This window comes from Kitasatospora sp. NPDC001660 (assembly GCF_053596725.1).
Map to the genome: position 1 here is coordinate 37,376 of NZ_JBSFGU010000035.1, position 14,752 is coordinate 52,127.

General features: G+C 73.2%; 15 protein-coding genes and 1 pseudogene. 13 read left to right on the top strand and 3 right to left on the bottom strand.

Features of this window, described 5'->3' with window-relative positions:
* Nucleotides 1-42: 42 nt before the first annotated feature.
* A complete protein-coding gene (locus ACWCXH_RS29175; protein ID WP_449804465.1) occupies nt 43-2,499 on the bottom strand; it encodes a sodium-translocating pyrophosphatase in 2,457 nt (818 codons plus the stop codon).
* Nucleotides 2,500-2,861: 362 nt separating this feature from the next.
* Here ACWCXH_RS29175 and ACWCXH_RS29180 point away from each other — a divergent pair, with 362 nt between their 5' ends.
* Together ACWCXH_RS29180 and ACWCXH_RS29185 are read left to right on the top strand one after the other, a co-directional pair.
* On the top strand, nt 2,862-3,356 hold the full coding sequence (locus tag ACWCXH_RS29180; protein WP_449804466.1) for an inorganic diphosphatase: 495 nt from the start codon (nt 2,862-2,864) through the stop codon (nt 3,354-3,356).
* Nucleotides 3,357-3,568: 212 nt separating this feature from the next.
* Nucleotides 3,569-4,204 (top strand): TetR/AcrR family transcriptional regulator, encoded by a 636-nt coding sequence (locus ACWCXH_RS29185; protein ID WP_449804467.1) that lies wholly within the window; start codon nt 3,569-3,571, stop codon nt 4,202-4,204.
* A gap of 49 nt (nt 4,205-4,253) precedes the next feature.
* Here ACWCXH_RS29185 and ACWCXH_RS29190 read toward each other — a convergent pair whose 3' ends face one another.
* Nucleotides 4,254-5,216, bottom strand: coding sequence for an EamA family transporter (locus ACWCXH_RS29190; RefSeq protein ID WP_449804468.1), 963 nt, complete (start codon nt 5,214-5,216; stop codon nt 4,254-4,256).
* Between the two features lie 69 nt (nt 5,217-5,285).
* On the opposite strand from ACWCXH_RS29190, the gene ACWCXH_RS29195 reads away from it, so the two are divergent.
* The 8 genes from ACWCXH_RS29195 (at nt 5,286) to ACWCXH_RS29230 (ending at nt 11,485) form a co-directional block, all read left to right on the top strand.
* The gene (locus tag ACWCXH_RS29195) at nt 5,286-6,146 is read left to right on the top strand and encodes a LysR family transcriptional regulator (protein ID WP_449804469.1); all 861 of its coding nucleotides are present in this window, start codon (nt 5,286-5,288) and stop codon (nt 6,144-6,146) included.
* Nucleotides 6,147-6,342: 196 nt separating this feature from the next.
* The gene (locus tag ACWCXH_RS29200) at nt 6,343-6,933 is read left to right on the top strand and encodes an SRPBCC family protein (protein ID WP_449804470.1); all 591 of its coding nucleotides are present in this window, start codon (nt 6,343-6,345) and stop codon (nt 6,931-6,933) included.
* A gap of 8 nt (nt 6,934-6,941) precedes the next feature.
* Nucleotides 6,942-7,655 carry a maleylpyruvate isomerase family mycothiol-dependent enzyme gene (locus tag ACWCXH_RS29205; RefSeq protein ID WP_449804471.1) on the top strand — a complete coding sequence of 238 codons (714 nt, stop codon included), beginning with the start codon at nt 6,942-6,944 and terminating at the stop codon, nt 7,653-7,655.
* A gap of 106 nt (nt 7,656-7,761) precedes the next feature.
* The gene (locus tag ACWCXH_RS29210; RefSeq protein WP_449804472.1) at nt 7,762-8,187 is read left to right on the top strand and encodes a hypothetical protein; all 426 of its coding nucleotides are present in this window, start codon (nt 7,762-7,764) and stop codon (nt 8,185-8,187) included.
* Between the two features lie 25 nt (nt 8,188-8,212).
* Nucleotides 8,213-9,355 (top strand): sensor histidine kinase, encoded by a 1,143-nt coding sequence (locus tag ACWCXH_RS29215; protein WP_449804473.1) that lies wholly within the window; start codon nt 8,213-8,215, stop codon nt 9,353-9,355.
* A complete protein-coding gene (locus ACWCXH_RS29220) occupies nt 9,352-9,960 on the top strand; it encodes a response regulator transcription factor (RefSeq protein ID WP_449804474.1) in 609 nt (202 codons plus the stop codon). The genes ACWCXH_RS29215 and ACWCXH_RS29220 overlap by 4 nt, the downstream gene beginning before the upstream one ends.
* A gap of 186 nt (nt 9,961-10,146) precedes the next feature.
* Nucleotides 10,147-10,998 (top strand): ammonia-dependent NAD(+) synthetase, encoded by an 852-nt coding sequence (gene nadE / locus ACWCXH_RS29225; RefSeq protein ID WP_449804475.1) that lies wholly within the window; start codon nt 10,147-10,149, stop codon nt 10,996-10,998.
* A gap of 67 nt (nt 10,999-11,065) precedes the next feature.
* On the top strand, nt 11,066-11,485 hold the full coding sequence (locus ACWCXH_RS29230; protein WP_449804476.1) for a DUF2267 domain-containing protein: 420 nt from the start codon (nt 11,066-11,068) through the stop codon (nt 11,483-11,485).
* Between the two features lie 278 nt (nt 11,486-11,763).
* On the opposite strand, the gene ACWCXH_RS29235 is transcribed toward ACWCXH_RS29230, so the two are convergent.
* Entirely contained in the window at nt 11,764-12,498 is a 735-nt protein-coding gene (locus ACWCXH_RS29235) for an ArsR/SmtB family transcription factor (protein ID WP_449804477.1), read from the bottom strand.
* A gap of 66 nt (nt 12,499-12,564) precedes the next feature.
* Between ACWCXH_RS29235 and ACWCXH_RS29240 the strand changes: the two genes are divergently transcribed.
* The 3 genes and pseudogenes from ACWCXH_RS29240 to ACWCXH_RS29250 form a co-directional block, all read left to right on the top strand.
* On the top strand, nt 12,565-13,008 hold the full coding sequence (locus ACWCXH_RS29240; RefSeq protein WP_449804478.1) for a GNAT family N-acetyltransferase: 444 nt from the start codon (nt 12,565-12,567) through the stop codon (nt 13,006-13,008).
* An 866-nt stretch (nt 13,009-13,874) separates the two neighbouring features.
* Entirely contained in the window at nt 13,875-14,267 is a 393-nt protein-coding gene (locus ACWCXH_RS29245) for a plastocyanin/azurin family copper-binding protein (RefSeq protein ID WP_449804479.1), read from the top strand.
* Nucleotides 14,268-14,647: 380 nt separating this feature from the next.
* A pseudogene (locus ACWCXH_RS29250) lies at nt 14,648-14,725 on the top strand (NUDIX hydrolase); the annotation flags it as partial.
* Nucleotides 14,726-14,752 lie beyond the last annotated feature (27 nt).

Here is a 14,752-nt window from a genome sequence, read left to right on the forward strand (position 1 = left end):
ACACCAGGCGGGACTCCGCGGGCGGTGCGCTCGGGATGCGCCCTACCGAACGGGGGCGGGCTCCTCCGACGCCCGGGTGTCGGCGGGTGCTTCATCGGGGCCGACGGTGATGCTGCGGCGTCTGGAGATCCACACCGCAGTGATGACGACGGCCAGCGCCACCAGGCCGATGGCCAGACGGAGGCCGAGGTTGGCGTGCGAGCCGAAGCCGAGTTTGACGATGGCAGGGGCGACCAGGAGGGAGACCAGGTTCATCACCTTCAGCAGCGGGTTGATGGCCGGCCCCGCGGTGTCCTTGAAGGGATCTCCCACGGTGTCACCGATGACGGTGGCGGCGTGGGCGGGGCTGCCCTTGCCTCCGTGGTGGCCGTCCTCGACCAGTTTCTTGGCGTTGTCCCAGGCTCCACCGGAAGTGGCCAGGAAGACGGCCATCAGGGTGCCGGTGCCAATGGCGCCGGCCAGGTACGAGCCCAGCGAGCCGACGCCGAACAGGAAGCCCACGGCGATCGGGGCCAGCACGGCGAGCAGGCCCGGGGTGGCCAGTTCGCGCAGTGCGTCGCGGGTGCAGATGTCCACCACCCGGCCGTATTCGGGCCGCTCGGTGCCGTCCATGATGCCGGGTCGGGTGCGGAACTGGCGGCGGACCTCGTAGACCACCGCGCCGGCGGAGCGTGAGACGGCGTTGATGGCCAGGCCGGAGAAGAGGAAGACGACGGCAGCGCCGAGCAGCAGGCCGACCAGGTCGTTGGGCTGGTCGATGGCCAGGCTCAGGCTCGGGCCATGGGCGGCCGGGCCGATCTGTGCCTCGGCGGTGGTGATGGCGTCGGTATAGGAGCCGAACAGCGCGGTGGCGGCCAGCACCGCCGTGGCGATGGCGATGCCCTTGGTGATCGCCTTGGTGGTGTTGCCGACCGCGTCCAGCTCGGTGAGCACCTGCGCGCCGGCGCCGGTGACATCCCCGGACATCTCGGCAATGCCCTGGGCGTTGTCGGAGACCGGCCCGAAGGTGTCCATGGCCACGATCACGCCGACCGTGGTCAGGAGCCCCGTGCCGGCCAGCGCGACCGCGAACAGGGACAGGATCAGGGAGCCGCCGCCGAGCAGGAAGGCGCCGTAGACGGCGGCGCCGATGGCCACGGCGGAGTACACGGCGGCTTCCAGGCCGAGCGCGATACCGGAGAGCACCACGGTGGCCGGCCCGGTGAGGGAGGTCTTGCCCACGTCCCGCACCGGCCGGCGGGTGGTCTCGGTGAAGTAGCCGGTCAGTTGCTGGATGACCGCGGCCAGCACGATCCCGATGGCCACCGCGGCCAGGGCGAAGAGCCGCGGACTGCCCGCATGCCGGGTGATTTCGGCCGGCACCCCGTGCAGACCGGAGAAGTGGGCCGGCAGGATCGCGAAGACCACACCGGCCACCAGGACGAGCGAGACCAGTGCGGAGGCGAAGAACCCGCGGTTGATGGCGGTCATCCCGCTGCGGTCCCCGGGCCGGGGGGAGACCGCCACGATGCCCAGCGCCGCGGTGAGCACTCCGATCCCGGGCACCACCAGCGGGAAGGCCAGCCCGACGTCACCGAAGGCGGCCCGGCCCAGGATCAGCGCGGCGACCAGGGTGACCGCGTAGGACTCGAACAGGTCGGCCGCCATACCCGCACAGTCCCCGACGTTGTCGCCCACATTGTCGGCGATCGTCGCGGCGTTCCTCGGATCGTCCTCCGGAATCCCCTGCTCCACCTTGCCCACCAGGTCCGCGCCGACGTCCGCGGCCTTGGTGAAGATCCCGCCGCCCACCCGCATGAACATCGCCAGCAACGCCGCACCGAAACCGAATCCCTCCAGCACCTTCGGCGCGTCCGTCTGGTAGATCAGCACCACCGCCGCCGCCCCCAGCAGGCCCAGCCCCACCGTGAACATGCCCACCACCCCGCCGGTGCGGAAGCCGATCCGCATCGCGCGATGCGAGACCGTACGCACCAGCGGTGCCGCCGTCGGCCCCTCCTGCGCGACTGCCACGGGGACCGGCGGTGTCCCCGCCCGCGCCGCTGCCGCCACCCGCACGTTGGCGCGTACGGCCAACTGCATCCCCACGTACCCGGTCGTCGCCGAGAACGCCGCCCCGACCAGGAAGAACACCGAACGCCCCACCCGCTGTCCCCAGTTGTCCGCCGGAAGCAGCAGCAGCACGAAAGGCACCACCCCGGCGAACACGCCCAGGGTGCGGAACTGGCGCGCCAGATAGGCATTCGCGCCCTCCTGGATCGCCGCGGCGATCTGCCGCATCGCCGGCGTGCCCTGATCCTCGGCCAGCACCTGCCGCACCAACACCCCGGCCACGACCAGTGCACCGGCTGCGATCAGCGCGACCACCACCACCAGGGTTCGGCCTGACCCGGTCAGCACAGGTGCCAATGCAGCTGGAGCACCGAGCCGACTCGGCCCGGGGACAAGTGCGGCGGTGTCCTGCACAACGGACGCGCCGACGAGAACGAATCCAGCCACTGCCGTCCTCCTCGACGTCTGCTGGTGCGCTGAACGCGCTGAACGCGCTGCACTGCTCGGCTGCGCGGGCGCGTCGGCGCGATTCGGGAATGGCCTGGCTTGCTTCGACGCTCACTTCGAACGGATTGCTGCCGGAGAATCCTTCTGCGCCGATTCCTGCGCAGTGGCGGCGGCGAATGATCCGCCCACGGACGAAGCGGACGAAGCCCCGTTCAGACAGAGGCTAACCCGGGGCGTGGTTTGTCTCCAGAGCAGCGCGTGCAACCGGGTGGCCGCCGTGCGGCCGCAGCCGAGCCGCCGGAGAATGAAGGCCCGGAGTCGTTGCGGCACAGCACGCCCGGGATCGCGGAAGGAGGACCGACATGGACTTCGAGGTGATCGTCGAGATCCCCCAAGGCTCCCGCAACAAGTACGAGATGGACCACGCGACCGGGCGGATCCGCCTGGACCGGATGCTGTTCACGGCCACCCGCTACCCGGCGGACTACGGGTTCATCGAAGACACGCTCGGCGGGGACGGCGACCCTCTCGACGCCCTCGTCCTCGTCGGCGAGCCCACCTTTCCGGGATGCGGCATAACGTGTCGCGCCATCGGCATGTTCGTCATGACCGACGAGAAAGGGCCGGACGAGAAAGTACTCTGCGTGCCGGCTTACGACCCGCGCTTTGCGCGGCTGCAGGACATCGACGACATGCCTCCGTTCGACCTCCAGGAGATCACCCACTTCTTCGAGGTCTACAAGGACCTCGAACCCGGAAAGTCCGTCGAGGGCTCCCATTGGGAGAACAAGGCCGGCGCCTACGCCGAGATCGAAGCCTCCCGTTCCCGAGCCGCCGCGGCGGCGCCGAGGACGTAGGCGGCGCCGGAGCTGCCGGCGACGTTGCGCGGGTCGGTGCCGGGGCCGTCGCCGAAGCCGAGCGGGGTGTCGATCCGGCCGGGCGGCGGGTGCCGGCGGGGAAGAAAGCCGATGGTGAGGTGCCGCGGCGTTCCCAGCGCCGTTCGAAAGCCCGGTGACGCAAAGCCGGTACAGCTTTCGAACGGCGTTGGAAATCGTTGTACGGTGGCCGCATGAAGCTCACCAAGGAGCGCATCGTCGATGCGGGCATGGCCGTCTTCGCCGAGGTCGGCTACCAGAACCTGTCCATGCGCCAGGTCGCCGACCGCCTGGACGCCCACGCCGGCAGCCTCTACTACCACGTGCGCGGCAAGGACGAGTTGCTCGCCCTGATGGCCGACCGGGTCTGCCGCCGCGCGTACGACGCCGGCACCGGGGCCCTGGCCGCCCTCCCGCCCGCCGCCACCTGGCAGGACCGCGTCGAGGCCCAGGCCACCTCCCTGCGCCTGAGCATCAAGCAACACCCCGGCGGCGCCCAACTCCTCGCCGACAGCCCCGGCGTGCTCAGCCGCGGCGCCCTCTCCCTGATGGAGCGCCTGCTCCGCACCCTCCTCGACGGCGGTCTGCCCGCCGACCACTGCGGCATCGCCGCCGACACCCTGCTCAGTCACGTCACCGGCTTCGTGCTCCAGGAGCAGAACCAGCCGGCGACGCCACCACCCGTCACCGCCGAGCTCTATGCCGAACTGTGCGACCAATTCCCCCTGGTCATGAGCCCGTTGATCCCACGCGTGAGCCAGGACGAGAAGTTCGCGCGGAGTATCCGCCTGCTCTGCACGGGCTTCGCGGCGCACGGTGGGGTCGGGTGAGGCGGCCCCGCACCGCCCGGGCGGTTCCCAGCGGTCGGCCCCTGCTGTGTCACCCCCGCTCCGCGCCGCTCGTCCGGACGGCGCCCGCGCTGGCGCCCGTCACCAGGACGATGGCCGCGCACTGCGGGGCCGACAGGGTCTGCCCCAGCACCAGGAACCCGGCCAGCGCGCCGACCGCCGGGGCGAGGCTCATCAGCACCGCGAAGGTGGCCGCCGGCAGGCGGCGCAGGGCGAGCACCTCCAGGGCGTACGGCAGTCCGGAGGAGAGCAGCGCCACGGCCAGCCCGAGCGCCAGCACCCCGGGGTCGAGCAGGGCGGTGCCCGCTGCGGCGATCCCCAGCGGCAGGCTCATCAGGGCCGCCACGGCCATCGCCACCACGAGCCCGTCCAGGCGCGGGAAGCGCGCCCCGGCGCGGGAGTTGAGGACGATGTACGCCGCCCACAGGGTGCCGGCGGCCAGCGCGAACCCGGCTCCCGTCAGGTCGAGCCGCGCGAAGCCGTCCCGTCCGAGCAGGAAGACGCCCGCGAGCGCGAGCGCCGCCCACACCAGGCTCACCGCCCGGCGCGCGGCGACCACCGACAGCACGAGCGGACCGAGCACCTCCAGCGTCACCGCGGGCCCCAGCGGGATCCGGACGATCGCCTGGTAGAAGAGGATGTTCATACCGCCGAGCGCCACCCCGAAGGCCCCGGCGACGGCCCAGTCCCCGCGGCTGTGGCCGCGCAGCCGGGGGCGGCAGGCGACCAGCAGCAGCGCGGCCGCGATCGTCACCCGCAGCGCGACCGTCCCGAAGGGCCCGACGCGCGGGAACAGCAGCGCGGCGACGGCGGAGCCGAACTGCACCGACAGGGTGCCGCCCAGCACCAGCCCGACACCGCCGAGACCGCCGAGACCGCCGAGGCCGCCGGCACCGCCGAGACCGCCGGGGCTGCGGGCGGGCGGGCCCGCGCTGTCGACCCGGCCCACCGGGGTGCTCGGCACGGTCGCCGTCCGGGACATCGTGTTCGTCATGCACCCCACGCTAGGAAGTCGTTCGTGCCGCGTGAAATGCCGACTGGCGAGCCATTATGCTTCTGAGGCATGACCATCGAGCTGCGCCACCTGCGTGCCTTCCTCACCATCGTCGAGGAAGGCACGATCACCCGCGCCGCCGCCCGCCTGCACACCGGGCAGCCCGCGCTCTCCCGGACCCTGCGCCAGCTGGAGGACCACCTCGGCGTCCGCCTGATCGACCGCTCCACCCACCACCTGGACCTCACCGCGGCCGGCCGCGCCTTCCGTGACCGTGCCGCCGCCGCACTCGCCGCCGTGGACACCGCCCTCGACCCCCGCACGCTCACCTCGCCGCCCCTGCGCCTCGGCCACCCGTGGGCCGCCCTCGGCGACCACACCATCCCGCTGCTGCGCCGCTGGGACGACGAGCACCCCGACGTGCCGCTCGAACTGCGCCGCATCGACGACCGCACGGCCGGGCTCACCCAGGGCCGGGTGGACATCGCCCTGCTGCGCGGCGAGGTCACGGCGCCCGGCCTGGTCACGGAGCTGCTGCTGGACGAGGAGCGGGTCGCGGTGGTGCCCGCCGCCAGCGCCCTCGCCGACCGTGACGTCCTCACCCTCGCGGATCTCGCGCCGTGGCCGGTCGCCCTGAACACGGTCGCGGGCACCACGACCCTCGACCTCTGGCCCGCCGACAACCGCCCCACGACGACGATCGAGGTCGCCAACACCGACGAGTGGCTGACCGCCATCGCCGCCGGCCGGGCCGTCGGCATCTCGACCGCCGCGACGCCCCGGCTGCACAAGCACCCCGCGATCGCCTACCGCCCGCTCGCCGACGCCCCGCCCGTCCCGCTGTTCCTGGCCTGGCGCCGGGGCATCCCGTCGCACCCGGCGATCCCGGCCCTGGTCCGGCTGGCCCGCGACGTGGCGACGGGGCGCTGAGGGACACCGGCCGGGCGCCCAACGGGAGTTGACGGGGCGCCGACCCGGGAGTCGACCCGGAGTCGGCGGCGGCAAGGGGGAGCCGAGAGCGCCGGTGATTCCTCCGACACCTGTCGGGGCTCATGACAACTCGCTAACATCACGGACGGTCACCACCCGGGAACCGCGAAGGTCCCGGCGACGGAGGGGAAGCGCCATGCGATATGCGGACGGACCGCAGACGTACTGCGAGGTGCACATCAAGGCCACGGTCGAGGAGGTCTGGTCGCTGGTCACCGACATCGCCCTGCCCGCCCGGCTCAGCCCCGAACTCCGGGGCGTCGCCTGGCTCGACGGGGCGGACGGGCCCGCGGTGGGGGCGCGGTTCGAGGGTTACAACGAGAACGAGCGGCTGGGCCACTGGCGGACGGTGTCCCACGTGACGGAGCTGACGGACCGGGAGGTGTTCGCGTGGATCGTCACCGACGCGGACGGCCGGTTCGGCGAGCCCTCGGTGGACCCGGCGACCTCGCTCGCGTCCTGGCGCTACGAGCTCACGCCGGACGACGGCGGCACCCGGCTGCGCCACTCGGTGCTGATCGGCCCCGGCCGCAACGGCGTGACGGCCGCCATCGACCGCTGGCCGGACCGTGAGGAGCAGATCATCGAGGTCCGCCTCGGCGAACTGCGCACGGGCATGACGGCCACCCTCGACGGGATCAAGTCGCTCGCCGAGCAGCCGTTCGCCGAGCAGTCGACGGCCGAGCAGTCACGGGCCGACCAGTCGCCGGCCGAGCAGGGGAGTTAGGCACCACCTTGGAGGACCACAGCGCACTCCTGGACGCCGTCCGCGCGTCCGCCGCCCGGTTCGCCGCCTCCGTCTCGGCCCTGACCGAGGCGCAGGCGCGCGGGCCGTCGGCGCTGCCCGGCTGGAGCCGGGCCCACGTCCTCACCCACGTCGCCCGCAGCGCCGACGTCTACAGCTGGCTGCTGGCCCTGGCCCGCACGGGCGCCGAGCCCGGGCCCAGGGCCGACGCCGCCGCACTGGAGCGCCGGCTGCGCGAGGGCGCCGACCGGGACGCCCCCGCCCTCGTCGCCGACCTGCGCGGCAGCCTCGACGGGCTGCTCGACGAGGCCTCGGCCATGCCCGCCGAGCGCTGGTCCGTCCTCGTCTCCGCCCTCGCGGGGTGGAAGCACCCGGCCTGGTTCACCCTCCACCGGGCGCGGCGCGAACTGGAGGTCCACCACGCCGACCTCGCGCTCGGCCGCACCCCGGCCGCCTGGCCCGCCGGCTTCGTCACCGCAGCCCTGGCGGAGACTGCCGCCGCCCTGGCCGAGCGCGGCTTCCCCGTCGCCCGGATCGAGGCCACGGACCTCGGTCGCTCCTGGACCGTCGCCCCGACCGGCCCGACCGCGTCCGGCCCCGGCCACGCGCTGCTCGCCTGGCTCGCGGGCCGCGGCCCGGCGCCGGACGCCGCGCTGCCGGCCCCGCCGCCGTGGCCGCAGCCGCCGGTGCCGGGGTGGGGCTGAGCGACGGCGCCGAACGGGGGCCGAGCGGGACGCTGACATTTGTCACGCCCCATCAATGTGCCGGCACACTGCCTCGGGAGGGGTGCCCCCGGCCAGCATGAGTGCCATGACCTCGACCGATCTGAACCACCCCGAGACCCTCCGGGCCTTCCGCACCATCCGCCGCCTCCTGGGCGCCTACCTCGGGATCAGCCTCGTCACGATGGCCGCGATCGTCGCGCTCGCCGGCCACCCCGACCTCGTCAACGTCGCCGTCTGGATCCGCGGCAGCGCCGTCGCGGCCAGCTCGGTGATCACGCTCGTCCTGGCCGTCAAGGCGGCCCGGGGCTCGACCGGAGCGTTCCGCCGGCTGCGGATCATCTCGACCGCCATGCTCGTCGCGGTCGTCGTGATCGTCGCCATGCCGGGCACGTTCCCGTTCTGGATGAAGATCGAGCAAACCCTCTGCGGCGCCCTGCTGCTGGGGGTGGCCGTGATCCTCAACGGCCGCCACCTGCGTACGCTCTTCGCGGCCGGCACCCCGGCCGACTGAGATCCGACGAGCGGAAGGCGTACCCGTGACCGACGAAGGCCCGGACTCCGGATCGCACCGGTGGGCGTACGGCTGGCGCCGCGTCATGCTGGCCACCGGCATGCTCATCTATCCGGCCCTCACCGCCCTGGGCGTGTCCAACACCGTCGCCGGGACGCGGGCCGTCGCCGGGTACGCGGTCGTCGCGGCCTTCGCCGTCTGCTACGTGGCCGGTGGCATCGCGCTGGCCCGCGGCCGGCGGCGGCAGGCCGAACTCCTGACGGCCGTGGAGGCGGCGCTGTTCGTCGCCGCCCTGCCGTTCGCCCACGCCGACGCGTTCTTCCTCGCCACCGGCGTCGTCTCCTTCGTCGCCGTGCTGTTCCCCGACCGAGCCACCGCGGCCGTGGCGATCGGCACGGCCGGTGCCATCGTCCTGCCGTGGGCGGTGCGCCCCTGGCACACCGGGCCCGGCTGGTTCCAGGCGCTGGGCCTGCTCTTCAGCTCGCTCACCGTGCGCGGGTTCTCCGAGATCGCCACCACCAACCGCGAACTGGTCGCGGCCCGGGCCGAGGTGGCGCGCCTCGCCTCGGAGGCCGAGCGCAACCGGATCGCCCGGGACCTGCACGACCTGCTCGGGCACTCGCTCACCGCGATCACGGTCAAGTCCCGGCTGGCCCAGCGGCTCGCCGTCAAGGACCTCGACCAGGCGGTCGAGGAGATGGCCGCCGTGGAGGGCCTGTCCCGGCAGGCGCTCGCCGACGTACGGGCGGCCGTCTCCGGCTACCGCGAGGTGACGCTGGCCGCCGAACTCGCCCGCGGCCGCGAGCTGTTGCGCGCCGCCGGGGTGGTCGCCGACCTGCCGGGAGCCACCGACGCGGTGTCCCCGGCGCACCGGGAGCTGTTCGGCTGGGTGGTCCGGGAGGGCCTGACCAACGTCGTCCGGCACGCTCGCGCGAGCCGCTGCACGGTGCTGGTCGCCGATGCGTCCGTGGAGATCCGCGACGACGGGCCCGGCGCGGGCCCCGGCGTGGGCGACGGCAAGGGCCTCGCGGGCCTGCGCGAACGGGTGGCGGCCGCGGGCGGTAGCGTCGAGGCCGGCCCGCTGAGCCCGCGCGGGTGGCGGCTGCGGGTCACCGTCCCCGCGGTCTCCCGCCGGCCGCACCAACCCGTCCGAGAAGGAAGCCCATGACGATCCGTCTCCTGCTGGCGGAGGACCAGGAACTGGTCCGTACCGCCCTGCGCACGCTGCTCGACCTGGAGGACGACTTCGCGGTGGTCGCCGCCGTCGGCCGCGGCGACCAGGTCGTGGACGCGGCCCGCGAGCACCGGCCCGACGTGGCCCTCCTGGACATCGAGATGCCCGGCCTGGACGGCCTCGCCGCCGCCGCGGTCCTCGCCCAGCAGGTGCCCGACTGCCGGGTGGTGATCCTCACGACCTTCGGGCGCGCCGGCTACCTGCGGCGCGCGATGGAGGCGGGCGCGGTGGGCTTCGTCGTCAAGGACGCGCCCGCCGAGGTGCTGGCCGACGCGATCCGCCGGGTCGTCGCGGGGGAGCGGGTCGTGGACCCGGAGCTCGCCGCCGCGACCCTCGCCGCGGGCGCCTCCCCGCTCACCGCCCGCGAGCGCGACGTCCTGAACGCCTGCCGCTCGGGCGCCGACGTGGCCGAGATCGCCGCCAAGCTGTACCTGTCGGAGGGGACGGTCCGCAACTACTTCTCGTCCGCGATCGCCAAGACCGGCAGCCGCAACCGGCTGGAGGCGCTGCGCGTGGCGGACGACCGCGGCTGGCTGTGAGCCGCGTGCCGCCGCAGCCCGCGTCCCGTTGTAGCCCGGCGTCCCGCCGCGACCCGCGTCCCGCCGCGACCCGCGTCCCGTTGTGACCCGCATTCCATCACGGTGGAATCCCTTGGCTGCGGCCTTCGCGGCGATCAAGCTGGTCCCCGTAGCCAGCCGTGCCGTTTCCGCTGATTGGGAGCCCTCATGCCCGCCGAACCGATTCCCGCCGAGCCCCTGCCCGCCGACGTCCAGCGGGAGATCGCCCGTGCCCTGGGCGTCGCTCCCGTCGCGAGCGCCGAGCAGGAGGCCGAGCGCCGGGTGGCCTTCCTCGCCGCGCAGGTGCGTGCGGCCGGTGCTCGCACGCTCGTGCTCGGCATCAGCGGCGGCGTCGACTCCACGACCACCGGACGGCTCTGCCAGCTCGCCGCCGAGCGGCTGCGCGCCGAGGGCCACGAGGCCTCGTTCTGTGCGATGCGGCTGCCCTACGGCGTGCAGGCCGACGAGGCGGACGCCCAGCTGGCGCTCGACTTCATCCGGCCCGACCAGGTCCTCACCGTGGACATCAAGCCCGCCACCGACGGCGCCATGGACGCCCTGGCGGCCGCCGGTCTGACCTTCCGGGACCGCGCCCACGAGGACTTCGTCCGCGGCAACACCAAGGCCCGGCAGCGGATGATCGCCCAGTACGCCGTCGCCGGGGCGTCCGACGGGGTCGTGATCGGCACGGACCACGCGGCGGAGGCGGTCACCGGCTTCTTCACCAAGTTCGGCGACGGCGCGGCCGACGTCATGCCGCTGTCCGGCCTGACGAAGCGGCAAGTTCGGTCTATAGCCGAGATGTTGGGCGCGCCGGCGGAGCTCGTCCACAAGACGCCCACCGCCGATCTGGAGTCGCTCGCGCCGGGCAAGCCCGACGAGGACGCCCTCGGCGTCGGCTACGAGGCCCTGGACGACTTCCTGGAGGAGCGCCCGGTCAGCGAGGAGGTGTTCCGCACGGTGCTCGGCCACTACCGCCGCACCGAGCACAAGCGCCGGCTGCCGGTCGTCCCGTCGTAGCGGGTCCGGGCGCGACGGCGTAGCCTCACAGAGAGGGCCTCGCCCGTCGGCGGAAGGGGACTCGGCCATGAAGTACGACGAGATCATCGCCACCGTCCAGGACCTCGCCGGGCTCCCCGACCGGGCTGCCGCCGAGCGCGCCACCAAGGCCGTCCTGCTCACCCTCGGCGAGCGCCTCCCCTCCGGGCTCGATGCGCACGTGGCCGCCCAGCTGCCGCCCGAGCTCGCCGCCTCCGTGCGGGAGGCGGCCCAGGAGGCCGACGAGGAGGGGCGCACCCACGCCTCCGGCGAGCGCTTCGGCCTGCCCGTCTTCGCCGGCCGCGTCGCCAGCCGGGCCGGCACGGGCGAGGACGGCGGCATCCGCGAGGCCGCCGCCGTCCTGGAGGTCCTGGACGCCGCGCTCGCGCCGGACCTGATGGACAAGCTGGCCGCCGTCCTCCCGCACGACATCGCCGAACTGCTCCCGTCCGGCCGCGCCCGGGCCTAGCCACCCGGCCGACGCTGACGCGGCGGCCGAGGCGTTCCCGTCCGGCGGCCGTCCTGCTGGGAGGCGGTGCGGGTCAGGTGGCCGGCCTTGATGCTGTCGCTGACCGTGCGGCCGGCCACCGACGGGTCCACGCCGAGGAGTTCGGCGCTCGCGCCGACGGTGATCTCCGCCTCGGAGTCGCGGGTGTGCTGTTCGACGAGGTTCAGGACCAGGGTGCGGCTGAAGTCCTTGGCCGAGATGGGGTTCTCGACCTCCAGGAGCGAGGTGGGCCGACCGCTTCAGCGCGGCGGCAGCCCGGCGTCCGGGATGCCGAGGTGCTCCCGCATGGCCTGCCGCCCGGCGTCGGTGACGGCGAGAGCGCGGGTCGTGCCGATCCGGGTGAGCCAGCCGTCGGCGAGGGCGTGCTCGCACAGGGCCGCGCCTACGGCGCCCGCGAGGTGTGGGCGGCGTTCGGTCCAGTCCAGGCACGCGCGGACGAGGGGGCGGCGGGAGCGGGTGGGCAGGGCGACGCCGATCTCGGCCAGCCAGGCCGCGCCCGCCTCGGTGAGCCGAGGGTCGTGTCCCCAGCTTCCGAGGAGTCCACGCTCGGCCATCGCGTCGGTGATCGCCAGCGCGACGGCTCCGGCCAGGTGGTCGTAGCACAGGCGGGCGTGGGCGAGGGCCCGCTGCCGCCCGGACTCGGACAGTGAGCGCGGTGGCGCAACGCGGCGCGGAGCCAGCGCGGCCAGGCTCTCGATCAGCTCCATCACCCGCGCGTCGGAGAGCCGGAGGTAGCGGTGCCGCCCCTGCCGCTCCTCGGCCAGCAGGCCGCCGCGCACCAGCAGGTTCAGGTGCTCGGTCGCGGTCGAGGCCGCGACCCCGGCGTGGCGCGCGAGCTCGGCCGCCGTCCACGCGCGGCCGTCCAGCAACGCGACGCAGAAGGCGGCGCGTGTGCCGTCGGCCAGCAGCCTGGCCACCTCGGCCACGTCCACCCCGACGTCCCCCACGTCCGCACCGGTACGTCGAGTGTCCATACGGGCCAGTCTCGCGCATTCCCGGTTCGGCGCCCGCCGAAGGGTCCGCGCCCTACGGTCGACCGCATGCGACCCATCGTCGAGCTCACCGACACCCCGCTCCCGGCCGACCTGACGCCGATCTCCGACGGCCTGGACCGCTTCAACACGGAGGCCACCGGAATCGACGACCGGACCCCGATCGCCGTGCTCGTCCGCGGCCCGGAGACGGGGGAGGTGATCGGCGGCCTGACCGGCCGCACCTCGCTCGGCCTGCTCTTCGTCGACCTCCTCTACCTGCCGCCCACCCTGCGGGGCACCGGCCTCGGCACCGAACTCCTGCGCCGCGCCGAGCACGAGGCCCGCACCCGCGGCTGCCGTGCCGCCGTCCTCTACACCATCAGCTTCCAGGCCCCCGACTTCTACCGGAAGCTCGGCTGGCAGTTGATGGGTGAGGTGCCGTGCGACCCGCCGGGCACGAGCCGCGTCTTCCTGACCAAGGACCTGACGGGCCCGGCGCGTTCAGAGTGAGGTGAACGGATGGTGGTCGGCCGTGGCCAGGCGGCGGACGAAGCCGGCGAGCTGCACGGCACACTGGGCGACCTCCGCCCACCCGGCCCGGCCGTTACCAAGTGAGGTCAGGCGTTGCCGAAAGGTGCAACCAAGGGGCGCTCTCCGACCGCGCAGTGGTAGCAACGCGCCACAGCGCCGTCGTGGTTGTACCACTCATGGGCTCCGCAGTCCTGGCTGCCCTTGTCGGCGAGACCTCGCTCGACGAGGAACCAAGGCAAGTGCCTGCGCAGACGGGTACGCCACCGACACCGACCGGTCCGAGTCATTCCGGGAGGTTAACCCGACCCAGCTGACCATGGAGATCATTTACCGGGCCGAGGATCTGGGCCGAGCCACGAGGTCGGCGGCCATGTACGTCCGGGGCCGGTCCTCACTGGGAGGACCGGCCCTGGGGCCCGCACCCCACCGACGCCAGGACTTGGAGTCCGTGGCCTGACCGGGCACCGCAAGCCGTTTCGGCCGATCGCGCCCAGCGACTGCGTGAGGAGCTCGCCGATCCCGACGCCGAGGTCACGCGACTGGGGGCGGATGAGGTGGTGTACCACTCATCCCCATCGGCGTACTGCACAGTGGGTCGGGCCGCGCACAGGATACCCGTGGTACACACCTGCCGCCATCCTGAGCGGCAGCGCTCAGGAGCTGGCCAACAGCGCCTCATACCCGTCAAGGCAGGGAGTACGCTGGGAATGTCCGGATGTGCGACCCGCATCCGGCGGGTCGTGTTGAGGATCCGCGTGTGTAAGGGATGGGTCGACATCATGACTCTTCATTCAGATACAAATGCACCGGGGAAAGCGCGCAGACGCCGCATCACCACACTTCTGGTGGCCACCGCGGTGGGAGTTGGCACCACGCTCGGCACGGGGTACGCGAGTGACCTCGCCCAGCAGACAGTCGGTCAGCAGACACCACTGGCAGCGACCGCGCTGGTGTCCACCAACTCCGTCAACACCGTGCAGACATCGTCCGCCGTGAAGGTGAACATCGCCGGCTTCGCCTTCTCGCCGTCGTCGCTGACGGTCAGCCGGGGCACCACGGTCACCTGGACCAACGGCGACCCGGTCATGCACTCGGTGAAGAGCGACGGTCGCGGTCCGCTGCACTCGGGGCCGATGAACCCGGGGGACTCCTACAGCTTCCGGTTCGATTCGCCCGGAACCTACAGCTATCACTGCTGCTTCCACACCTACATGGTCGCCACGGTCACGGTGAAGTGAGGCAACGACAGCTGTGCCCTGGTCAGTCCATCCGCGTACTCTGTCGACATCTCCCGCGCAGGAGGTCCTCTCGCAGACGATCTCCTGCCGGCAATCGCGTCCCCGACCGGCCGAGCACCCCGGCCCGGTCCCACATCAGGGCCGTGACCAGCGGATCGTGACCAGCGGATTCAGGATGGAAACAGCTGAATGGGCGTGCTGACCGACTGATCCGTGCGGCGGACGCGGCGGCGGTCCGGCGGCTGCTGGGCGAGACGGACGGGGGATCGCCCCTCGTCGGTTCGCGGCCGGCGTCGACGGGGTTGAGGCGAAGGGGCTGGACCCGGGCGTCGTGCTGGGGCAGCTGTTCGCGGCCGCCCGCCAAGTGCCCTGGTCCGCGGGTGCTCGCGATCCGGCGGGCCGGCAACGGGACTTGGGAGCCTCCCGGTGGCGTGCTGGAGCTGACGGAAGCCGTCGAGGACCGCCGCATCGGCTTCGCTCTCCAC